The sequence below is a fragment of the Vibrio sp. VPAP30 genome, from assembly GCF_001188205.1.
GTDB lineage: Bacteria > Pseudomonadota > Gammaproteobacteria > Enterobacterales > Vibrionaceae > Vibrio > Vibrio bivalvicida.
The window spans coordinates 494,869-518,234 of record NZ_LBLS01000043.1 but is presented as its reverse complement, the minus strand read 5'-3'; the positions used below and the strand labels follow the sequence as shown (position 1 = coordinate 518,234).

The following is a 23,366-nucleotide window of genomic DNA, read 5'->3' as shown; positions in this document are numbered from 1 at the left end:
TGATGCTTTTTAAACCAACAAAGGCGTAAAACAGCAGCAATATGAAAAATTGGCGCTGATTATAGCCCTAATCTGGGCAGTTCGGCAAAACTCTCGTTCAAGCGACGAAAACAAGACAATGTAACTGCGAATATGGATGCTTTACCCATCAGACTAGGACTGACCATGTGGTCACACAACAATTGGCAGCAGAGCTTTTATGGCACTGGCACCAAGCCCAATGAAAGATTGGAAAAATACGCCAGTGTCTTTCATACCGTTGAAGGAAACACGACCTTTTACGCTACGCCAAACAGTGTCACCGTCAACAATTGGCGAGCGGCAACACATGATGATTTTCGTTTTACTTTCAAATTGCCGCAAAGCATCACCCACCAGCAAATGTTACGCGGTTGTCAGGCCGAGTTAAAAAGCTTCATGACGATAATGGAGCCTTTGCACGAGCGCATCGGCCAGTGGACAATACAGTTGCCCGCCGCATTTGGACCAGACCACTTAGAGCGCTTGAAACAGTTTTGTGCCCTATTTCCACCTAATTACCCTATCGGAGTCGAAGTTCGCCATCCGGCTTTTTTTGCCAAGGACGATGCAGAGCGAAAGCTCAACTCTTGGCTTGTAGAGAAGGGGTACGATCGCATTATAATGGACAGCCGCCCTGTATTTGCCGCGAAGCCAGACAACGAAGCCATTGTTGATGCTCAACAAAAGAAACCTAAAGTACCCGTTCATGCGATTGCTACTGCCAGTCATCCAATGGTTCGTTTTATCGGTCATCCTCAGGAAGAAAAAAACTACAACTTCTTTACCCCTTGGCTAACCAAGCTTCCCCAGTGGATTGAACAGGGCAAGCAGCCCTATGTGATGATTCATACTGCAGACAATATCGTTGCCCCTGAATTAGCTGCAAACCTCTATAAGCAGTTGCAATTAAACGTTAAGTTACCAGACTTAAATGCCTTTCCTACATCAGATGGCAACACACAGATACAGATGTTTTAGAACCAATTACTTCAAAGCATGACATAGACGTGAATTTCTCTTAAAATACGCGCCTTTTTAATCGCTGTAGCGCGCGAGATAAATGTTGTTTCGTGCTGAAGAGAACTAAGTTATGAACCCTAAGAGCAATCCAGATACTATTTTTTCGGCTCCAATCGATAAAATTGGGGATTTCACCTTTGATGAATGTGTTGCGGAAGTCTTTCCTGACATGATCCAACGCTCAGTACCCGGTTACAGCAACATTATTTCTGCTATCGGCATGTTGGCTGAACGCTTTGTAAAGCCACATTCAAAGATTTATGACTTAGGCTGTTCTCTCGGTGCGGCAACGCTTTCAATGCGACGACACATTAATCAGGAAGGCTGTCAGATTATCGCCGTGGATAACTCGTCAGCCATGGTAGAGCGCTGCAAACTGCACGTAAACGCTTACCGCAGTGACACACCTGTCGATGTCGTTGAAGCGGATATTCGTGACATCGAGATCGACAACGCTTCGGTTGTAGTGCTGAACTTTACGCTGCAATTTCTATCACCAGAAGATCGCTATACTTTGCTAAAAAAAATCTACGCAGGCCTTCGCCCTGGAGGGATTTTGATTGTTTCAGAAAAGTTTGTCTTTGAAGACCAAGCCTCTAACGAGCTACTGATCGATTTACACCATGACTTTAAACGTGCCAATGGCTACAGCGAACTTGAGATTAGCCAAAAACGCAGTGCGATTGAAAATGTCATGCGCCCAGACTCGAAAAAAGAACACAAGGAACGTTTCGCCAAGATTGGCTTTAGTAGCTACGATGTCTGGTTCCAGTGCTTTAACTTTGGTTCTATGTTTGCGATAAAATAGCGAGAAGCGAGAAGCGAGAAGCGAGAAGCGAGAAGCGAGAAGCGAGAAGCGAGAAGCGAGAAGCGAGAAGCGAGAGAAGTGTTGGTTAGCGCTTATCTCGTGTCAAATTATTAATTTATTATCAGTGAAAAACTATGTTTAACTTTGCCAATTTTTATCAGCTAATTGCCACAGACACACGCCTTCAGCCTTGGCTCAATGTATTGCCTCAACAGCTAACCGATTGGCAAAATGCAGAACATGGTGATTTTGGTCGCTGGCTTAAGGCGCTTAACAAAATCCCGGAAGGTCACCCTGACCAAATTGACATAAAAAATGCAGTTTTGCTTGCTAACGATACACCTTTTCATAGTGGTGAACTAAAAAAACTCGAAAGCCTACTGCGTACTTTCCACCCTTGGCGAAAGGGACCGTACACTGTGCATGGTATTCATATTGATACCGAGTGGCGAAGCGATTGGAAGTGGGATCGCGTATTACCACATATCTCACCGCTAAAGAACCGCAGCGTACTGGATGTCGGTTGTGGCAATGGCTATCACATGTGGCGCATGCTTGGTGAAGGTGCTCGACTTACCGTAGGTATTGATCCTTCACATCTATTCTTGATCCAATTTGAAGCGATTAGAAAGTTAATGGGTGGTGATCAACGCGCACACTTACTCCCACTTGGTATTGAACAACTACCGAAGCTTGAAGCCTTCGATACTGTATTTAGCATGGGCGTGCTGTACCACCGCTGCTCACCACTTGACCACCTTATCCAACTTAAAAACCAGTTGGTCTCAGGTGGCGAACTAGTACTAGAGACACTGGTCATTGAAGGTGATGAAACCTCGGTACTTGTACCTGTAGACCGTTATGCCCAAATGCGTAACGTCTACTTCTTCCCATCCGCGAAAGCACTCAAAGTATGGTTAGAAAATGTTGGCTTTGAAAATGTTCGCATTGTCGATGAGAACATCACTACGACAGATGAACAAAGAACAACAGATTGGATGACGCACAACTCTCTGCCCGACTATCTAGACCCGAATGACCCAAATAAAACCGTTGAAGGTCACCCTGCACCTCGTCGTGCCGTCTTAGTTGCAACGAAACCATAAAGCAGTCGCGAATTGACAGAGAGTTAACTCATCTCAAACGAGAAATCGTTTCTCTTTGACACAATCCCTCATACAATACCAAGGATGCCCAACATCCTTGGTTTTTTATACGTATTTGTTCATCAATCACTATTTGATGACAGAGAATGAACAACTGCTTGTTTATAGCAAAATGAGTACGCTAAACTACTTATTTATCTATTGTTTTAATTACTTTTAGGTTTATCAATGTTGACAAGATTTACCCCTATCGTAGTAATGATGTTGCTGTCTGGCTGCACTCTTACGAATAGCGAGCAATACCACCAAGAAACATTAGCCGCAATCAAAGCCTCAGAGGCAAATCTCACCAACCAGTACACAAACCTAAACTTACAGTTAAATAATCAGTCCGACTATGTTGAAAGTCTCGAAGAGCAAGTTCATGAATTAGAACAACAACTATTGGCTTTTAAAGCAGAAACATTAGAAGCCGTGCGTAAAAAGCCCGAACCTATTGTCATTCCAGCTTCAACTCAGACTGAACCGACTCCAAGCCATGAAATCGTGCTTGGTGAAGTCGAAAAAGTCACCATAGATTCAATAAAACAATCCTTTGATGCTCGTGTAGATACCGGAGCGGCGACCTCTTCACTCAATGCAATAGATGTCGAACAATTTGAGCGCAATGGGAAAAACTGGGTACGTTTTCATCTATCCAGCAGTGACACCGAACCTAACGATTCAAGCTGGATTGAAGCCCCTATCATACGCTTTGTAAAAATCCGCCAATCGACCAACGAAGAAGTAGAAAGACGCGCTGTTGTAGAATTGTGGGTCAAACTCGGAAAAATCCATGAAAAAGCGCAATTTACCTTGGCAGATCGATCGCAAATGAGTCATCCTGTACTCTTAGGTCGCGAGTTTATCCGTGATATCGCAGTGGTTGATGTAAGTAAGAAATACATACACACGGAAGTTCCCCAGAAATAATAAGGTAGCGTAAGCTTATGACGTCTAAAATCCCCTTTTACATATCAGTTGTATTGATTATCGTAGCTGGTATCGCTTTAAGTATCTTTCGTCACCAAAACTATGGTGTCCCATGGACGCCAGGTGAGGCTCGACAGGTTTGGGATATCGAAGCGCGAATTGAATTTAATGGCCAAGGTAAGCCTGTTAAAGCCTCTTTGGCAGCACCCCATACTCAGACTGGATTTACTTTAATTAACGAATCCTCTTCTTCTCCTGGCTACGGTATCTCATACATTCAAACCGATACTGGGCGCAGGGCTGAGTGGTCTATCCGCAGTGCAACCGGCCCACAAACTATTTACTACAAAACTCAATTTCTTGTTGACCCGCAGGCAAATGTCGAGCCAATAGAGCCAAGCGAGGAGATAACTTCCCCTACATTCGATGGGCCTGTCGAAGCGGCTGCAGTTGCACTCATTGAACGTGCTAACGAGCGTTCTGCTGATGACATTACTTTCACAAGAGAGCTAATAAAATCACTCAATGATTCTGATAGCCAAAACTCATCATTGATTCTCAACCGCATGACGAAAGTTGACGCTGTCGATAAGATCCTCGCTTACGCGAAGATTCCAAGCAAAGTAGTTGGGGTTATCGAACTTGAAGACGGTCGCCGCCGTCAAACTATTCAGCAGATGAATCATGTTTGGGACGGTAAAAACTGGATCTTGTTTAATCCAAATAATGCCAACCAAGTCATCAAAGAGAACATCCTCGTTTGGGATGAATCAAATGTTTCGTTATTGGATTTGATTGGCGGTCAAAACAGCCAAGTTCACTTCTCAATGATTGCGCAAGATGTGACGCCATCACAAGCAACTCAAGATAAAGTCGAAGCTGACGGGCTATTAAACTTCTCAATCCATAGCCTGCCACTTGAAGAACAAGCAATGTTTAAAACCATTATGCTTATTCCGATTGGTGCACTTATCGTCGTATTCTTACGCGTTATTATTGGCCTCAAGACTTCCGGTACCTTTATGCCTGTGCTTATCGCAGTTGCCTTTGTACAAACACAGCTAGTCACAGGTATCGTTGGTTTCTTATTGATTGTCGGCACAGGCCTGGTGATACGAAGTTATCTCTCCAAGCTTAACTTGTTACTCGTAGCGAGGATCTCTGCGGTCATCATCACAGTTATCATGATCATTTCTGTGTTTACTGTTGTCGCATTCAAGATTGGTTTAACTGAAGGTCTTTCGATTACCTTCTTCCCAATGATCATCCTGTCGTGGACCATAGAACGTATGTCGATTCTATGGGAAGAAGAAGGTGCTAAAGAGGTTGTTTTGCAAGGTGGCGGTTCGCTACTAACCGCTGTACTAGTTTACTTAGCAATGACTAACCCGTTCATTCAGCACCTAACGTTTAACTTTATTGGTCTGCAGCTAATTGTCTTGGGTGGTATTCTACTGCTAGGTACTTACACAGGTTACCGCTTAACAGAACTTCGTCGCTTCAAACCACTTGCGGAGGACTAAACATGCTTTCACGTTTTACCTCGCAATTTACCTCTCCCGGTAAGCTTCACCATAAAGGTATTATGGGGATGAACCAACGTAACCATAGCTATATTGGGCGCTATAATGACCGCTCAAAATACCCGTTGGTGGATGACAAGCTTAAAACAAAGATTATTGCCCAACAGCATGGCGCAACAACACCTGAACTTATTGGCGTTATTAGTAGCCAAGTTGAAGTAAAAACCATTCATAAAATGGTGAAGGACTGGCCTGGTTTCGTCATTAAGCCTGCTCAAGGTAGTGGTGGTAAAGGTATCTTAGTTATCACATCTCACAAAGATGGCATCTATACCAAGCCTTCTGGTGCGACGATCAACCAAGAAGATGTTGAACGTCATATCAGTAATGCGCTAGCTGGGCTCTTCTCACTTGGTGGTAAGAACGACGTTGCTGTTGTTGAGAATTTGATTAAGTTCGATAGCTGCTTTGATGGCTTTAGCTACGAAGGTGTTCCTGACGTGCGTATTATCGTCTTCAAAGGCTACCCTGTAATGGCAATGATGCGTTGCTCAACTTCAGCCTCAGATGGCAAAGCCAACTTGCACCAAGGCGCAGTGGGTGTTGGCATTGATATCGCTACAGGTCGCGCGGTAAGAGCCGTGCAATTTGACCAGCCGATCACTCACCACCCTGACACCGGTAAAGAGCTATCCACTCTACAGGTTCCACACTGGGAACGATTATTAACCTTAGCTTCTAGCGCTTGGGAAATGACCGGACTTGGCTATATGGGCACTGATATGGTGTTAGATAAGGAAGAAGGCCCTATGGTACTTGAGCTTAATGCTCGCCCAGGATTAGCGATTCAAATTGCTAATGGTGCTGGCCTTTTACCTAGGCTCCACCACATAGAAAATCTGGGGCTAGGCATCGAGTATCCAAAACCTGCCGAACGCGTCGCTTATGCGGCAAGGCAGTTTGGTATATTCGCCAAAGAAGTGACAAGCTAAGGCTTAAATGACGAAAACCCGCGATATGCGGGTTTTTTAATGTTTCGAGCCAAACAATCAAGCTGAACTGAGGTTTGTGTGATTGGTACACAAACCATATTTCGACTTGATCTTATCAGCCACTTTTTCGGCAATCATTATCGTTGGTGCGTTGGTATTTCCGCCTATCAACGTTGGCATAATTGAGGCGTCTACCACTCTTAGACTCTCTAAGCCATAAACAGAAAGATTATTGTCTACAACCGCCAATGGGTCTTGCTCTATCCCCATTTTGCAAGTTCCTACCGGATGATATTGGGTGTCAGCACGATTACGAATATCTTGCTCAATACTATTGTCATCAATTACATCTAATGGGTAAAAGCTCTCTCTACGAACATCATCAAACGCTTTACTTTCTAGCATTTTATACTGCTTTTTCCACGCTTTTATCATCACGTACATATCGTCAGGGTGACTAAAGAAAGCAGGGTCAATGCTTGGCGGATCATAAGGATCTGTACTTTTTAGTTTTACAGTTCCCCTACTTTTAGGTCGTAGTAAGGTGACATGACAACTAAAGCCATGACTTGTATGAATTTTCCGCGCATGATCATCTACAACGGCAACAACAAAGACAAACTCCAGATCGGGCACTTGCACATCTTCAGCCGAGCAAAAAAAACCAATCCCTTCGGCATAGTTACTGGTTAGCTTTCCACTTCGGTATTTTCGCCACTCAGGAAGCGCTTTACTTATGTCTGCTGCCATTTGCAGTGAAATACCAAAAGTCGACCTTTTGGCGCTGCATTTATAGGAGTGAATCAGATCAATGTGATCTTGTAAGTTCTCACCTACACCAGCAAGCTGATGAACCTGATAGATACCGTGTTTATCCAGATCTTCTTTAGGTCCAACACCAGAAAGAAGCAAGATCTGTGGTGACCCAAAAGCTCCTGCCGATAAGATCACCTCTTTTCTGCACTTAATCTGGATTCGCTTACCAGACAGACCATATTCCACACCAATAGCGCGTTTATCACGAAACAGGACCTTATGTGTTGTCGCTTTGGTGATTACAGTAAGATTCGGGCGGGACAAGTTAGGAGTAAGGTAGGCTTTCGCTGCACTGCATCGCTCACCATTATGTTGCGTCACTTGGGTTGCCATTGCCCCCAACTGTTCAGCACCATTTATATCTTCATTTCTTGGAATGCCGATAGATTCACAAGCCTGAAGGTATTTCTCTAACATCTCACTAGGTGAGCGAAGGTTGGCGACGTTGAGCGGCCCGCCTTGACCATGATATTCATCATGATAAATTTCGTTATTTTCAGACTTTTTGAAATAGGGCAAACAGTCATCAAACCCCCAGCCTTCATTGCCTAAACTCGCCCACAAATCATAATCATAGCGGTGCCCACGCGCATACATCATGGCGTTGATTGAGCTTGAACCACCTAAGGTTTTTCCGCGTGGCTGGTAGCCCTTTCTTCCATTCAAACCAGCTTGAGGAACCGTTTCGAACCCCCAGTTATTGTATTTTGTCGGTAGCATTGCTACTGCGCCAACTGGAGTATGAATAAGCGGGCTAGTATCTTTGCCACCAGCCTCAAGCAAGCAGACACTAACTGCAGGATCTTCTGTCAGTCGAGCAGCTAATACGCAGCCCGCTGAACCACCACCGACAATAATAAAATCATAGCTGTCCACCGCTTTCTCCAATCAACTCACGAAATTCACACCCTGTTCTATTTTCTTAAGCTTGGGTCTGGCTTACCAACAAATAACCGCACAGCCAGTTTTTGAATTGGATTGCCATATGGCGGTGTGAATAGTTCAATAGGAAACCACTTACGCATGTAAAAAACACTGCGTGCATGACTGAGTTCGCGAAACCCTTCTTCACCGTGGTAGTTGCCAATACCCGAATGACCTATCCCACCAAAAGGTACGGAATGATTAAGTACATGCCAGCCCCAGTCATTGATGGTGACACCACCACTATGAGTATTTGCTAGAAATTTTTCACGTTGCGATTTGTCATCACTAAATAGATAGCAAGCCAAAGGTCTTGGACGCTCAGTGATGTAATCAATGACTTGATCCAAGTCTTGATAGCCATGCACTGGAAGAAGCGGCCCAAAGATCTCTTCTTGGCAAATACGCATATCTGGTTGTAAGTTAGTTGCAATATACAGAGGTGTCTTACGCCCTTCCCCATCCTCGAGACACTTGGTGATGATCGCACCTTTTTGTCGAGCATCATCTAACAAGTCATGAAAACGTTGGTTTTGAGCTTCATCGACCAATGCCGTATAGTCCGGGTTACTCTCTAGTTGCCCATACATTTCTTTGTGGGCATGAGACACTGCCGCTACAAACTGATCGACATTGCTTTGCGGTACAAAGACGTAATCAGGCGCAATACAAATCTGTCCTGAGTTAAACCCTTTGCCATGGGCAATACGCCGAGCTGCGCGCTCAACATCATAATCATCAAACACAATCACTGGAGACTTGCCTCCTAGCTCCAATGTCACTGGTGTTAGATGAGCTGCGGCATTAGCCATAATGGTTTTTCCGCTGTTTGGTGAACCGGTAAAAATAAGGTGATTAAAAGGGAGATGGGAAATACCCATCGCCTGAACATGATTCCCTTCCACAACACGCACCAAATCAGTTGCGAATACTTCCCCTAACAAAGCCGTCAGCACTATAGTCGTCTGGGGGCAATTTGGTGGCATTTTAATCATGCAGCGATTGCCTGCAGCTAATGCAGTGATAAGAGGACCGACAGACAAATAGATCGGAAAGTTCCATGGACAGATGATCCCAACCACCCCCTTTGGCTGATATCGAACCTCTAGCTTATTACCTTTGAAAAGCCACTCCGTAGGACGGCGGCTTGGCTTCATCCAACTTCCAATGTGACTTAACACGTGATTGATATCTAGTATAGGTGCGAGTACGTCGGCCATAATAGACTCAGTATGGCTACGCCCACCAAAGTCTTGACTCATCGCATCGGCTAACACATCTTGGTAACGCGAAAGCTGCTTCTTGAGCGCTTTTAATCGCTGCTTCCTGAGCGCTAGACTTGGTGAGGGTTCATTTTGGTAAGCTGACTGGAGTTCACAGAACCATTGCATTAATTCATCATCCGTTTGTCCAGAGTCTGGTTTATGTTGCCCAGCTAAACGGGTTGCCATCACGTTCATTTTTGGTGCCTCACTTATAGCAATGCCTTATTACAACATCTCATTAACATCTAACACAGGTGGTAGAAAGACATAAATCGGTGAAATTCGGACACAATTAACAGATTGAACTACACTAGTCACGCTATAAAAGAAAGATCACCAGCGGTAGCAACCTAAGGGAAGAGAATGGAATATAGTGCGGTGTACGAACCAGACATGCAAGCCAGTGGTATTCTAGATGTTCAGTTGTTAACAAGGTATTTAGAAAATCGCTCTCCAATACAAGAGTTGCTTGAAGGAAGCGATATCTCTCCCATTCAACTCTACAGCCCTGAAACTCATATTACCCTAGCGCAAAAACTCATCGTGTTTAGCAACGCAATCCGCCTATCTGACGAGCCGGATCTAGGTTTAAAAGTCGGGCAACAAGCTCGATTCAGTGATTTTGGTGTTTTGGGCTACGCAGCCTTTAGTAGCAGCACTTTACTTGATGCCTTGCTACTTGGGTTCAAGTATCTGCGTCTTGCCGGCCCAGTATTGAGGAAGAAAATGCAAATCGAACAAAATCGCGGCTATTTTCGTGCAGAACAAATGATCGAGTTAGATACGTTATTGCCGTTTTGCTGTGAGTATTGGCTCGCCGCTATCCTCAATCTATGTCAAGAATTGATGCAACAGCCATTTCCTTCTCAACACCTTAAGTTCCCCTACCCTCGGCCTGAATACGGTGATGCTTATAGCAAGGTGTTCCACTGCCCTATTGAGTTTGATAGTCAAGAGTTAGAATGGCAGTTTGACGCCAGCAGATTGTATGATCCTCTGCCTTCTGCAAATACAATGACATTACAGATGTGTTTAAAGTCATGTGATGAGATGTTGGCTCAAGTCAGCCGTTCACCGAGCCTAAAAGACAAGATTACCCAGATATTTGTCGAGAGACCAGGTAGTTATCCGTCAATTGAATCACTTGCCTCTGAACTAGGTATGTCGTCACGAACCCTACGTCGACACCTTAGAAATGAAGATACGAGCTACCAACAAATACTCGATACCGTCCGATTTCGCCTCGCAAGGCATTACCTTATTTCTACACGATTAAATATTGAAGAAATCTCAGAACGCGTTGGCTTCTCAGACAGTGCCAATTTCCGCCACGCTTTTCGCAAATGGAGTGGCAGCTCACCGCGAAAGTATCGTACTAGCGCAACTAATACCAAATAGTGTCGACGCTATCGACAGCCATCAGCTTTAAAAATGTTTTACTGACAAACATACGCTTTTATATAGGTATCACACATTGACTGTCATTTTTTGGATTAACCGATCACATCGTTTATCTTAGTGGGGCTTACTCCCCCAAGCATATAGGTGACTGTTATGAAAGAACTCAAATACACACCCCCACCAAACATCGATGAATCCAATCATCTAGAAGAAGAATTAAAACGTATTTCCGAAAAATCTTTTGAGGCACTGAATGAACTCGAAAGACTTGTGGAAAAAGGGTTAGCTCTTGAGCAAGAAAAATAGCTAGAAAAGAAAAGTCCCGACGCAATCGCGCCGGGACTATTCGATTTAAAGCGTGAACCTAAAAACGTTAAAGAGTCTCGATGAGTGCTTGCGCATCACTCCTTGTTTTCGGTTCTTGACCGAAGCCTCTTAACCCAACCACATGCACATGCTCATGATCTTTGAACACTTTACGTACAAGCTTGTAGGTGGTTCCTTTCTCTGGGCTAATATTCTCAGGTGCTGCAATCAAAAGCTGCATGTCTAAACGGTCACACAATTCAAATAGCGTCGAGATTGACTTAGCATCAAGACGTGCTGCCTCATCAAGAAACAGCAGACGACAAGGAACAATATCTTTGCTACGTAGGCGGCGTGACTCTTCTTCCCAGCTTTGTACCACCATGAGAAGAATCGACTGACCGGTACCAATCGCTTCACCTGTCGATAGCGCGCCAGATTCCGCTTGTAGCCAACCATCAGAGCCACGATTAACCTCTACACTTAGTTCTAGGTAGTTGCGGTAATCCAGTAGCTCCTCACCAAGCACCTGTGGAGAACGCTGCCCCATATCAATATGCGGGTTAACACGCTGGAACAATTTCGCCATTGCTTCAGAGAAGGTGTAACGTGGCGACTCAAACAAATCTTTATGTTGCTCTTGCTGGGCAGACAACCCGTGAAGAAGCACTTCGTGGCTTTCACGAATCTTAACGTTTAAGCGCACACCTTTAACCTGACCAAATGAGATGTTTGACAAGCCTTGGTTAAGCATACGAATACGGTTTTGCTCACGCTGAATCGTCTTCTTAATAATGCTTGCCACAGATTCAGAGCTGATCGCCAGGCGGTTTTCACGCTGAGTCAGTTCTTCTGTTAGACGAGCAAGCTCGACCTCCATCTCTTCGATGGCTTCAACTGGGTCATCGGTGCGGATAATATCCTGACGGATACGCTCTCGTAAGTGCTGGTAAACAGCGATATAGAACAGTACCTTACGCTCTGGGCGTGCGTTGTCTTCAGACAAGCGAAGCGCGTCACGTAAGTCTTCGTTATCGGCTACGGCTAAACGAAGCGCACCGAGTGACTTATCCGACATTGAGCGTAGCTCGTTGTCAGACATATAAGCTAGTTCGCGCTTATGGAGACGACGCTCTACATCGTTCTCACGAGCCAAACGCAGTACAGAACACCAACCTGCTTTTGCAGCCACAACGAAAGTACGCAGTTCAATGTACTCTTTCTGCACCTTCTTCAAACGCTTAGCCAGCGACTTCATCTCTAGCTCAGTGGAAGTAATGGTACGCTCATATTCGCTCTTACGTGAGCGAGAAGTATGTAAACGCTCCTGAAGCTCATCACGACGACGCATAGCACGCTCTGCCGCGCCTTCATCGGCTGTGACACCGTACTCTTGAAGTTCTTGTTTAAACTCTTGGACCGTTTCGAGTTTGGCTTGATGCGAACTCTTCAATGACGCCAACACTTGATTGTATTGGTTCATTTGACCTTGCGCTTGCTTAAGCTCATCACGAGAGCGAGTACGCGCACGCTCTGCTTCAACCAATTTCGCTTTTAACTGCTCGCTTAGCTCACTGCTTTGATTAAGCAAGTCAACCGAATCAGCGTAGGCAAAGTAATGACGACGCTCAACAAGATCAGACAGAGCAAAGATCTGTTTTTTCAATTGCTGAAGTTTTTGATCAGCTGCTTGATACTCCGCTTCTAGCGCATCAAATTGCTCAGGGTCAGCATCAAGTGCTGAAACGATCTTCTCTAGCTCAGCGATCGCTTTGCCGTGATTGGTGACGAATGACTTCGCTTCGGTTAACTTGGCAAGATTCTGTTCTAACTCTTCAAATTGAGCAGATAGGGCATCATCTTCAATCAGCGCCATGTTCGGCGCGATTTTATCTAACGCTGCTAGTGCTTGCTTGCTACCTAGTAATTGGCTGCGCTGCTGCTGCTCTTTAGCATCGAGATCAGCTAGAACACGCACAAGCTGATTACGCTTGTCACGAATAGTTGCCAGAGCTTGTTCAGGGTCTGATTCAAACGCTACCTGAATATGTTTAGCGACAAAGCTGTTGAATGCTTGGTACATACGCTGAAGTTTCTGCGAGTCGAACGCCGCTTTTGCATGCTCTTCAACCACTTCTTCACGCTCATCACGCAATAGCTCCAGACGTTGCTCACGCGCTGCTCGACCAAATAGAGGAATCTCAGGCAAACGAGAGTAACGCATTTGGCGGTCGTTCATACGCACGCACACAGCGCCTTCAAGCTCTTCTGCATCGAATGAGCTGTCATCAAACGCGTCTATGTCACCTTCAATGATGTAAAGGTCTTCTGGGCAGTCATCTAGCTCTACCAACTTCTCTTCAATACCAGAGAGATCGGATACCACAATCGCATGACGCGCCGGACCGTACATTGCGCTGAAATATGGCGCATCACCAATTGTGATGTCATCGTAAATCTCAGACAGCAACACGCCACCAAGTGTGTCAGCTAGCCCTTTCAAACGTGGGTCATTGGAGCCACCAGGGGACGCTAAGCGCTCAATTTCACCTTCAAGTTGAGTACGGCGCTCTGCCAACTTATCTTTAGCAACAGACTGCTTCTTCTCTTCTTCCAGCACAACCTGCATATGACTCATAACAGACTGGCTATCGTAAAGGTCAGCACCACTTTGCTCACGAAGAGACTCAAGTGCATCATGCGCAGCAATCCAAGTTGGCGCAATTGCCTCTAGCTTTTTGATTGCCACCGAGGCGTCTTGTTCCAGACGGCGCTGTTCACTGCGCTGCTCACGAACCTCTTCTTGAGACATCTCCAGCGATTCAATTTGCATCGCATGACGCTCACGCTCTTGCTCAAACACAAGTTCGTCAGTCAGTTCAATATGGTGCTGCTTTTGATATTCACCAACCAGTTCTTGAGTCTGACGCTGCTTATGCAAGCGGCGCTCTACATCGCGATGCTGGGCACGCCACTGCTGTTCATTTTGTACCAGTTGCTGCGCTTCTCGGCCTTGTGCAATTGCCGCTTTCGCTGACTGAGACGCTTGGTTACGTTCAACATTGCCAACTATGCTCTTGACCAGTTTTAGCGCCGTTTCAAACTGCTCTGCTGCCGCAGAAGACATATCAAGCTTGTGCTTAGTAGCCAGTAGTTCATTGGTGCTTTGCGCTTCGTTGTCTTTTAGCTGCGTAACCAAAACCTGTGCTGACTCGGCGGTTAACGCTTCATCTTGGAGTAACTGCTTCGCTTTCTCTAATGCTTGCACCGCTTGTTGATACTGTAGCGCTCGCGTTTGTTGAACATCCAGTGCTTGTTGGTAGTCAGCAAGCTGAGTTTTCAAGCTGTCGACTTCTTCCTCAGAAACCGTCGCTTGTTCTTCAACCATAAGCACACGTTCTTGCGCTTCTTCCACCACCATCATCTGCTCTTCAAGACGCTCTTGCAGCTCTTCAAGATCTTCTTGGTAGCGTTCGATTTTCTCTTGCTGACGCAGTGCATTTTGCACTAACTGCAAGTGGTCTGAAGCCGCTTGATAGTCTTGTTCTAACGATGACTCAGACTCAACCAGTAGCTCCAACTCTTCTTGCACGCGGTTAAGTAGGTTGTTTTGTTCTAACAAAGTTTCACGCGAACTAAACAACTCAGAGCGCAGTGACAAGGTCTGCTCAAGCTTGTTACGTCGATCATTAGCATGACGCATGTAGTCTGCTGCCACGTAGTTAGTCGATTCAGTGATTAAATGCTTGAACAGATCGCGATCAGCCTGGGTGGTTTTAATCGCCTCAAGTGTCATGCGGTTTTCGCGCAGCGCGGATTCCATATCTTGGAAAGCTTTTTTAACACCGCCGTTTTGTGGCAACAGGTAGTCTCGCAGTGAGCGAGTAATCGCGCTTGAGATACCACCGTATAGTGAAGCCTCAATCAAACGGTAGAACTTGGAACGATCGCTAGAATTACGTAGTTTCTTCGGAATAACCCCAAATTCAAACATCTGTGAGTGGTAATCCACAATCGAAGAAAATGCTTTGAACTGCACACCTTCAAACTCGCTAATGGCTTGTTTGACTTCATTGACCTGGCGAACACGCGCTTGAGTATCTGACACACTTTCAATCAGAACATCAGTTGGCTTGATATGACTCGGTAAACCTTGAATCACAAATGGCTTAATGTCGACTTTCTTATCTCGACCCGCGACCTGCTGCAGCTTAACCGCAAATAATAAACGTTGGTTGCGCGAGTTCACGACATCCAAAGCGGCGTAACAAGCACCGGCTTGTAATTTACCGTATAAGCCTTTGTCACGCGAAGATTGACTGCTGCCTGCTTCGGTCGTGTTACGGAAGTGAAGTAAGGTTTGATCAGGAATCAACGCGGTAATGAAGGCCGCCATGGTAGTTGATTTACCTGCACCGTTACCACCAGAAAGCGTGGTGACTAGGCCATCAATATCAAAAGTACGAGCAAAAAAACCGTTCCAGTTGACCATGGTTAGCGATTGATATTTACCTCTTTCAATCATGCTTCACCCTCTTCCATCATTTCTTGTTCAGCGTTATCGTCGCTGTCAGTTTGTTCTAGTAAGCTACCCTGGCTTGGCTCTTTGGTATGCACCACAGCTTCGCCATCACGAATTAGACGTAGCTGCGCTTCACGCATGTCATCACCCACACGCACGTCCGCACCAAAGCGAAATACCGATTCACTGATGCTGAATTTACCTGTTTCACCAATATTGATGATCATGCCTAAGCGGCGCAGGCGGCGTAGCGACGTACGTACTTTCTCAAAGAGCTTCTCTTTGTCTAAGTCGGAACCTGTTGCACGATTGGTTACTAACTTCATTAGCTTCGCTTCATCGGCAAGTGCTAATAGCTCTTCATACAGCTCTTGGTTAGTAAAGATACCTTCATGAGCCAAACGCTCTGGGCTTAGATAAAGAAAACACAATACCTTACCCACCAACATATCCAGCTCTGAAAGCACACTGCGACCAATCAGTGACGTAGAACGCGGTCGCAAGTAGAAAAAACCTTCCGGCGCTTTCACTAGTTCAGTGTTGTAACGTTGGTAGAAAGAGGACAACTCAACTTCGAAATCTGACAACATTGCATGGTTATCAAGATCTTCGCTTGAGATGTGACGCCCTGCTCGCAGCATGCTGTCTAGCGCTGGGAACAAAGGGTTTGAAATTGCTTTTGCCAGATTGTCTGACATGTATTCATTAATATCGGTCGATGACATTTGCTTGTACCTTTGCACCAAATTCGTTGATCGCTTGCCAGTCTGGTTGAATGGCCTGGTAGTCAGACTCTGAGTAGCCTAGACGCACCGCTTGGTCGATAACAATTCGTGCTAAATCAAAATGATGAGTTTGAGGGTGCTGTGCTAGATAATCACGTAGCACTAACCCCAGATCAATTGGTGCGCCTTGCTCTTTATGAACTTTAAGCATACCAGCTATGCGATCTGACAATTCATCATTGACCTGTTGAAACTCTTCGTATTCCACTTCTAGTGGCACTTGGCCGGTTACTTCATCGTCTCTCAGTACCAAAGCCTCATCACGAAGATCAGTTAGACGCTCGGCATCTGCGTATGTCAGATACCAAGGCATATCGAAATATTCTTTCACTGATTGACGTAGACGAGAACTGAATGCTCGGTTCTTATCCATATCAATCGCAGTTCGAATAAATTTGTGAACGTGGCGGTCATAACCGATCCAAAGATCGATCGCTTGCTGACCCCAACTGGTGATTCGGTCTAGCTTCATTTGCAGCCCAAACAGGGTTTCAGCAATAAACTCTAGTTCGTCATCACCATAAACGAGCTCTTGGATATCGAGAATCTGTGTTTGTAGCTCGTCACCCGCGGCTTGCAACGTATCTTGTAGCTCTTTTAGCGTATTAGATGTTTCAGAAAGCAGCGCTTCACAGTTGTTGATCGCGTCGCGCCAATCTTTGTTTAGTAGCTCTGCGATCTGAATCTTAACCGACTGCTGCTGCTCATCCATAACACGCTGGTTAAGATCGATCTGATCAAAGATCTCACCCACTGAGTACTTAAGCACGCCATAAACGTTTTTACGCCAATGACCCGCAGTCCCACCCTGACGCGCAGATTCAATCGCCTTCGACATTTCGTCTGCAACCATTGAAAGCTGGATAGAGAGCTTAAGTTTAGAAAATTCGCGGTGACGAACGTAGTAGTCCGTTATACCGATAGCTAAAGGAGAGAGACGATAAATACTCGCTCCATCAGTCACTTCACTGGTGAAACGGCTAATGAGCCGTTGCTTAACCATTTCGTTAATCGCATTGTTGGCGCGAAATGCAGACGCATCACCTGTTTCTTCAAATAGTCGGGTAATAATAGTAAACGCATCATGCAGTTCACCCTCACCCAATTCTTCATCAAACCTTTCATTACTGAGCACAGCAATAGCGATCAAAAATGCCAGTCGCTCTGTTGTCAGGTTCAATGAGAAATCCTGCTGCTTTACCCAACCGACTAGTTCATCAATCGGTTGTTCAGCATTTAGAGTCATCTCACTCATTGTTAGTCCTGCTTATCTTTCTTTTGTGCCCATACATGTATGTATCGACCTAACGAGAGGTATGGCTCTTCTCTGCACAGTTGTCTTTCCAGTGCCAACACATCTTCATACTGGTAATCGCCCATGTACTCCATATTTCCTATGTAGTCACTAAAACAGCGAATACCAGACTTGCCACAAATTAAAAAGCCAGCGTCTTCAATCCACTGGTAGACCTCTTCAGGTCTTAAGCCTTTTTGTGGCTGCAATTTAAATCTTTTGCGATGCGGCATTCCATCCAATACATGAGGAACATTGCCACACACGACATTCTTATAGACCAGACCATGGTGGTTGTAGAACATGACGGATGCCATGCCACCAGGTTTAACTTGTTCTAAGACTTTTTCTAGAGCAGGTTGAGGGTCTGCTAACCATTCCATCACCGCATGAAACAGGACTACATCCACTGGGGACTCTAAGTGCTGGTCAATCGATTGGACTGGCGAATGAATGAAGCGATACTGCTCAAGCAGGTCATTATTTGCAATATCCTGCTCTGCCAACAGCAGCATTTCAGAAGATAGATCACATAACGCGACATGATGTCCGAGCTTAGCCAGCTTTTGCGACATTTGTGCCAAACCACCTCCGGCATCTAGCACATTGAGTCGCTTATTTGCCCCATCAACAGCATTAAGTATCTGTTGAAGATCTTCCCAAACAATGACTTGGCGAATCTCTCCTTTGTCAGAACCGTAAATATTTTTTGCAAATTTGTGGGCAATATCGTCGAAATTGCGGTCTTCAGTCACAGCAGCTTAGGTTATCATGTCTAATCGTGCTGCTATTCTGTCATAAGAAAAGCAGGAATAAAGAGGCTTTCTCTTAAATTATAATCAATTGATGTTTTTTCGGACTATTTAAGTATGTTTGAGCTGAAAAAAGTTGTGTCTTCTCTACTTATGCCGCTTCCGGCGATGCTAATCATCGGGTTATTCGGCTTAATGTTGATCATGTTTACTCGTAAACAGAAGACAGGCTGCTTTGTTGTTCTATTCTCTTTCATCGGTATCTTCCTTATCGCCTTTCAACCAATCTCTTCTCGTTTGTTGATGCCGCTTGAACGCCAATACTCCGCCTTTTTCCCCGTTGACGAATCTATCGACTACGTTATGGTGTTGGGCAGTGGTCATGTGGTTGACGATAAAATACCTCCTACGTCTGAGCTTAGTCGTACTGGGTTAATGCGCCTTGCTGAAGGTATTCGCATTATGCGTATCTACCCTGGTTCCAAACTCATTTTATCGGGTTACTCGGGGGGGTCTGAAGTGAGTAATGCGCGTATGATGGCTAAAGTTGCCCTAGCGCTTGGTGTATCTAAGTCGGATATTATTTTGTTAGAAACCGCAAAAGATACTTGGGAAGAAGCGAGACAAGCGGCAGCTTTCGTCAATACCAAAAAACTGGTTGTGGTTACTTCAGCGAGCCATATGAAGCGGGCACTTAACGAATTCCATGCTGCTGGGCTTAAACCCTACCCAGCTCCCACCAATTATTTGGCTCATAACAACATTAGCCAAGCATGGGAAAAATACACACCCAAAGGTAAGTACCTCGAGCAAACTGAACGATACTGGCACGAGACATTGGGCCGAATCTGGCAAACCTTGAGAGATTGGGCGTCAGACTACGAAGAGCAAGCTCTTCAAGCCTCTGAAAGCAAACTGTAACTATCAGTATCTCTAGGTAGAAAAATACCGAGGCAAGCCTCGGTATTTTTATGCAAGTCACATGTTCCAACCGTCGAATTTAATCACCCGCGAACATATAGCCTTCACCATGAACGGTAACAAAAATCTGCGGATTCTTTGGATCGAACTCCATCTTAGCTCGCATGCGACGAATCAACACATCAATCGTGCGATCATTCGGCGCATCAACACGATGGCTGATCATATTCAAAATACGCTCACGGCTGAGAACCTGATTCGGGTATGAAGACAAAGCAACCAGCAGCTCATACTCTGCTTTAGTCAGCTTCACAGGCTCTCCATTTCGGCTTAAAGCGCGGCGCTGAACATCAAACGTCCACTCGCCAAAGCGAACAACATTATCATCTTGCTTCGCTGCGCTATCCACTCCTGACGAATTACGTGCAGCGGAAATTCGCCACAATAAGTTCTTAACTCGAACCAGTAGCTCTCGTAATTCAAAAGGTTTAGTGACATAGTCATCGGCGCCCATTTCGAGGCCAACAATTTTGTCGATGCTGTCCGTGCGTCCTGTTACTAGGATAATTCCAATGTCTGATTGACTGCGTAGTTCGCGAGTTAGCATTAATCCATCTTCACCCGGTAGATTAATATCCAACATCACCAAATCAATCGCGTTGTTTTGTAGCATGTCTCGCATCTGCTCACCGCTTTCTGCTTCGCTGACTTGGTAACCTTCGTTCTGAAAGTAGCCAACGAGCTTGCTGCGAGTCACTACGTCATCTTCTACTACTAGTACATGATAACTCATCTGCACCACTTAATTTGCATTGGGAATAGTTCTATCATTTATTCTATTCATAAATAGTAACATTTCTAGTATTTATCACTTTAAAAACGAGAAAGATGATTTTTTATTGATTCAAGACAAAACCTCCGCCCTTGTTAATAAATGCTCATAATTCGTCTTTTATTGTCACGTAAGCCATTACCGCTATTCATTTTTATTAGTTACACTAATAGGTAGTTATTTTGGGAGTGATACCTAATGCAAGAAATCAAAGCATTCAACGAAAAACGTGCAGAAATCTATTGGTGGCTTTCAAGCCTTTACGCCAAAGAGCTAACCGAAGAGAACCTTGAGCAGTACCATTCAGCTCAAATCCGCTCTTTCCTTACTGGCCTTGGCGAGAATGCCGATCTCAAACCGTCGATTGATCGTGTCATTGACGCACTCAATCGCTTGATCGATCGCGAAGATGCTCAGCTTGAATTAGCCGCTGACTTTTGTGATCTGTTTTTGAAATCTGACCGCGACTCTGCACTGCCTTATGCTTCTATGTACATCGGCGAGTCGGGCCTACTCGATGACAAGCCGGCGAAAGAGATGGAAGCGTTAATGCTAGAGCATGGCGTTGCTGTCGATGAAAGCTTAAACGAGCCTGCTGATCACATTGCCATTGAACTCGATTTTCTAGGCAATCTCATCATTCGCTCCAATGAACTCGAACAAGAGCGCCATATTGAAGAAGCACTTATCGAGCAAGAGAGCTTCATTCGCCAGCACATTCTAAGCTGGGCACCTAAGTTTTCGGCTAAGTGCCAAACGCTCGATGAGTTCGGTTTTTACTCTGCTATTACGTCTCTAACAGTGGCATTCTTGGAATTGGACTGCGCATACTTAATCGGCGAGTAGAGTCTGACAATGTGAACTGGCACAGGTCAGGACAACGAATTTTGTTTGCCCTCAGTCAGATTGCGGTCTAAAATCGTGACCGCAAACGATAAAAATGAACTATTCAAATACAAACCGCTAAATAAGAGCGGTTTTTGTGTTTCTGATACTTTCTGCCAACTTATTCTAAACTGAATATATTCTCGTGGCAGTCATCGACAGGACAGAATTTATGGCCACTATTAAAGATGTTGCTCGCCTTGCAGGTGTTTCAACAACCACCGTGTCTCACGTCATCAACAAGACACGCTTTGTTGCAGAAGCGACACAAGAAAAAGTGATGGAAGCGGTAAATGAGCTTAACTACGCGCCAAGTGCCGTTGCGCGAAGCCTTAAGTGCAACACAACTCGCACAATTGGTATGCTAGTTACTCAATCGACTAACCTATTTTTCTCTGAAGTTATCGACGGCGTAGAAAGCTACTGTTATCGCCAAGGTTACACTCTGATCTTGTGTAACACAGGTGGTATCTATGAAAAGCAGCGTGACTACATTCGTATGCTTGCTGAAAAGCGGGTAGATGGCATTCTAGTCATGTGTTCCGATCTGACTGAAGAGCTGAGCGAGATGTTAGATCGCCACAAGGACATCCCTAAAGTTGTTATGGATTGGGGGCCAGAAAGCTCTCAAGCAGATAAGATCATCGACAACTCAGAAGAAGGTGGATACCTTGCGACCAAGTATTTAATCGAGCATGGCCACAAGGAGATTGCTTGCCTGAGCGGTCACTTTGAAAAAGCAGCTTGTGTCGAACGTATTCGAGGCTTCAAGCGTGCTATGGCTGAAGCTAAACTGCCCGTCAATGAAGACTGGATCTTAGAAGGCAACTTTGAGTGTGATACCGCGGTATTGGCGGCAGATAAGATCGTAGCAATGGATAACAAGCCGACAGCTGTGTTCTGTTTCAACGATACAATGGCATTAGGCCTGATGAGTCGATTACAGCAGAAAGGCATTCAAATCCCGCAAGATATGTCGGTGATTGGTTACGACAATATTGAGCTTGCAGAATACTTCTCTCCTCCACTAACAACGGTTCACCAACCAAAACGACGTGTAGGTAAAAACGCCTTTGAGATCCTTCTAGAGCGCATTAAAGATAAAGAACATGACAAACGCGTGTTCGAAATGCACCCTGAAATCGTCGAGCGTAAAACCGTTCGCAATCTAAATAAGTAACCTCAAGTCAAACGCTTAGCTAGTAGTCGTTTTATTGGCTAAGCGTATATATCCCCCCTATTTATTGAACCAATATCACATTTATCCCATTCAAATGTGATGCTCTGCGCAGTTTTATTTATTCTTAAAATGTTCGATTAATGCCACGAACAGGGCAAACCACTCCGAAAGGGTGGGACGCAAAGCCTCCGGCCTTAAACAATTTATTGTCTGGTAGCGGGGTTGCCGATGGCGAATATGCAAACTGTCATACCGTTTTTACTTGTTCTTGAGCTCGTATGACACCTTACTGACATTGTATCTGCATTATTTTGCTAATCTCTCGGACCTGCATTGGTGGCGTATACATATACACCGAGAAAACACAGCATGGATAAACCAATACTAAAAGACTCAATGCGTTTGTTTGAGCAGTTAGGCCATATTAAGTCTCGCTCAATGTTTGGTGGTTTTGGCATTTTTGCCGATGACACCATGTTCGCACTTGTAGTCAACGATAAGCTTCACGTACGCGCGGATGCCACTCTCGCTAAACAGTTTAAATCTCAAGGGCTCGAACCCTATGTTTACAAAAAACGTGGTTTCCCTGTCGTAACTAAGTACTTTGCTTTGTGTGACGATTTGGCGTCAGACAGCAGTAAAGCCCTAGAGATTGCTAACGTCGCACTCAGAGCAGCGAACGTAGAAAAACAAAGTCAGTCGCAAGCAAAACCAAATCGCTTGAAAGATCTACCTAACCTAAGGCTCGCTACTGAGAGAATGCTTAAAAAGGCAGGTATTGAGTCGGTTAAAAACCTTGAAGACGTCGGTGCAGTTCACGCTTTCAAAGCCATTCAATCCACACACTCTGCCGATGTAAATATCGAACTTTTATGGGCATTGGAAGGCGCGATCAACGGAACTCACTGGTCGGTCATTCCTCAAAGCCGTCGTCAAGAGCTATTAACTCAAGTTAGTTAATCAAGCAGTACTTATCTAAGAAGTCAGCCACAGCGCTGACTTTTTTATTTTTATCCATCGCAATGAAATTTGCTGCTTGCT

At 45.0% G+C, this 23,366-nt stretch carries 19 protein-coding genes and 1 riboswitch; of the genes, 12 read left to right on the top strand and 7 right to left on the bottom strand.

The window, feature by feature from the left end; all coding sequences use genetic code 11:
• Positions 1-132: 132 nt before the first annotated feature.
• The 6 genes from ZX61_RS22555 (at position 133) to ZX61_RS22530 (ending at position 6,442) form a co-directional block, all read left to right on the top strand.
• Positions 133-999, top strand: a complete 867-nt coding sequence (locus ZX61_RS22555) for a DUF72 domain-containing protein (RefSeq protein ID WP_049846823.1) — start codon at positions 133-135, stop codon at positions 997-999.
• A gap of 112 nt (positions 1,000-1,111) precedes the next feature.
• Positions 1,112-1,849, top strand: coding sequence for a carboxy-S-adenosyl-L-methionine synthase CmoA (gene cmoA, locus ZX61_RS22550; protein ID WP_049846822.1), 738 nt, complete (start codon positions 1,112-1,114; stop codon positions 1,847-1,849).
• 134 nt (positions 1,850-1,983) lie between these two features.
• A complete protein-coding gene (gene cmoB / locus ZX61_RS22545) occupies positions 1,984-2,955 on the top strand; it encodes a tRNA 5-methoxyuridine(34)/uridine 5-oxyacetic acid(34) synthase CmoB (RefSeq protein ID WP_049846821.1) in 972 nt (323 codons plus the stop codon).
• Positions 2,956-3,183: 228 nt separating this feature from the next.
• Entirely contained in the window at positions 3,184-3,927 is a 744-nt protein-coding gene (locus ZX61_RS22540; RefSeq protein WP_049846820.1) for an ATP-dependent zinc protease family protein, read from the top strand.
• A gap of 17 nt (positions 3,928-3,944) precedes the next feature.
• A complete protein-coding gene (locus tag ZX61_RS22535) occupies positions 3,945-5,450 on the top strand; it encodes an inactive transglutaminase family protein (RefSeq protein ID WP_049846819.1) in 1,506 nt (501 codons plus the stop codon).
• A 2-nt stretch (positions 5,451-5,452) separates the two neighbouring features.
• Positions 5,453-6,442, top strand: coding sequence for an alpha-L-glutamate ligase-like protein (locus ZX61_RS22530; protein WP_049846818.1), 990 nt, complete (start codon positions 5,453-5,455; stop codon positions 6,440-6,442).
• 57 nt (positions 6,443-6,499) lie between these two features.
• Here the strand turns inward: ZX61_RS22530 and ZX61_RS22525 are convergent, their stop codons facing one another.
• Together ZX61_RS22525 and ZX61_RS22520 are read right to left on the bottom strand one after the other, a co-directional pair.
• The gene (locus ZX61_RS22525) at positions 6,500-8,134 is read right to left on the bottom strand and encodes a GMC family oxidoreductase (protein ID WP_049846817.1); all 1,635 of its coding nucleotides are present in this window, start codon (positions 8,132-8,134) and stop codon (positions 6,500-6,502) included.
• A gap of 38 nt (positions 8,135-8,172) precedes the next feature.
• Positions 8,173-9,642, bottom strand: coding sequence for a coniferyl aldehyde dehydrogenase (locus ZX61_RS22520; RefSeq protein WP_049846816.1), 1,470 nt, complete (start codon positions 9,640-9,642; stop codon positions 8,173-8,175).
• 168 nt (positions 9,643-9,810) lie between these two features.
• On the opposite strand from ZX61_RS22520, the gene ZX61_RS22515 reads away from it, so the two are divergent.
• Together ZX61_RS22515 and ZX61_RS24415 are read left to right on the top strand one after the other, a co-directional pair.
• A complete protein-coding gene (locus ZX61_RS22515) occupies positions 9,811-10,845 on the top strand; it encodes an AraC family transcriptional regulator (RefSeq protein WP_049846815.1) in 1,035 nt (344 codons plus the stop codon).
• A 156-nt stretch (positions 10,846-11,001) separates the two neighbouring features.
• A complete protein-coding gene (locus ZX61_RS24415; RefSeq protein ID WP_167350309.1) occupies positions 11,002-11,154 on the top strand; it encodes a hypothetical protein in 153 nt (50 codons plus the stop codon).
• A 67-nt stretch (positions 11,155-11,221) separates the two neighbouring features.
• On the opposite strand, the gene mukB is transcribed toward ZX61_RS24415, so the two are convergent.
• The 4 genes from mukB to cmoM are packed head-to-tail and all read right to left on the bottom strand — an operon-like array spanning position 11,222 to position 18,510.
• A complete protein-coding gene (gene mukB, locus ZX61_RS22510) occupies positions 11,222-15,679 on the bottom strand; it encodes a chromosome partition protein MukB (RefSeq protein WP_049846814.1) in 4,458 nt (1,485 codons plus the stop codon).
• The gene (gene mukE, locus ZX61_RS22505) at positions 15,676-16,401 is read right to left on the bottom strand and encodes a chromosome partition protein MukE (protein ID WP_049846813.1); all 726 of its coding nucleotides are present in this window, start codon (positions 16,399-16,401) and stop codon (positions 15,676-15,678) included. Before mukE ends, mukB begins: the two co-directional genes overlap by 4 nt.
• A complete protein-coding gene (gene mukF / locus ZX61_RS22500) occupies positions 16,382-17,716 on the bottom strand; it encodes a chromosome partition protein MukF (RefSeq protein WP_049846812.1) in 1,335 nt (444 codons plus the stop codon). Before mukF ends, mukE begins: the two co-directional genes overlap by 20 nt.
• Before the next feature lie 2 nt (positions 17,717-17,718).
• On the bottom strand, positions 17,719-18,510 hold the full coding sequence (gene cmoM, locus ZX61_RS22495; protein ID WP_049846811.1) for a tRNA uridine 5-oxyacetic acid(34) methyltransferase CmoM: 792 nt from the start codon (positions 18,508-18,510) through the stop codon (positions 17,719-17,721).
• A gap of 114 nt (positions 18,511-18,624) precedes the next feature.
• On the opposite strand from cmoM, the gene elyC reads away from it, so the two are divergent.
• The gene (gene elyC / locus ZX61_RS22490; protein ID WP_049846810.1) at positions 18,625-19,428 is read left to right on the top strand and encodes an envelope biogenesis factor ElyC; all 804 of its coding nucleotides are present in this window, start codon (positions 18,625-18,627) and stop codon (positions 19,426-19,428) included.
• A gap of 79 nt (positions 19,429-19,507) precedes the next feature.
• On the opposite strand, the gene torR is transcribed toward elyC, so the two are convergent.
• Positions 19,508-20,221: a two-component system response regulator TorR gene (torR, locus tag ZX61_RS22485; RefSeq protein ID WP_049846809.1), complete on the bottom strand. Its 714-nt coding sequence runs from the start codon at positions 20,219-20,221 to the stop codon at positions 19,508-19,510.
• A 237-nt stretch (positions 20,222-20,458) separates the two neighbouring features.
• Here torR and torD point away from each other — a divergent pair, with 237 nt between their 5' ends.
• From torD to ZX61_RS22470, 3 genes are all read left to right on the top strand, one after another.
• The gene (gene torD, locus ZX61_RS22480; RefSeq protein WP_049846808.1) at positions 20,459-21,106 is read left to right on the top strand and encodes a molecular chaperone TorD; all 648 of its coding nucleotides are present in this window, start codon (positions 20,459-20,461) and stop codon (positions 21,104-21,106) included.
• 211 nt (positions 21,107-21,317) lie between these two features.
• Positions 21,318-22,325, top strand: coding sequence for an HTH-type transcriptional repressor PurR (purR, locus tag ZX61_RS22475; RefSeq protein ID WP_049846807.1), 1,008 nt, complete (start codon positions 21,318-21,320; stop codon positions 22,323-22,325).
• Between the two features lie 143 nt (positions 22,326-22,468).
• Positions 22,469-22,555: riboswitch (cyclic di-GMP riboswitch) on the top strand.
• A gap of 139 nt (positions 22,556-22,694) precedes the next feature.
• The gene (locus ZX61_RS22470) at positions 22,695-23,285 is read left to right on the top strand and encodes a TfoX/Sxy family DNA transformation protein (protein WP_049846806.1); all 591 of its coding nucleotides are present in this window, start codon (positions 22,695-22,697) and stop codon (positions 23,283-23,285) included.
• The last annotated feature ends 81 nt before the right edge of the window (positions 23,286-23,366 follow it).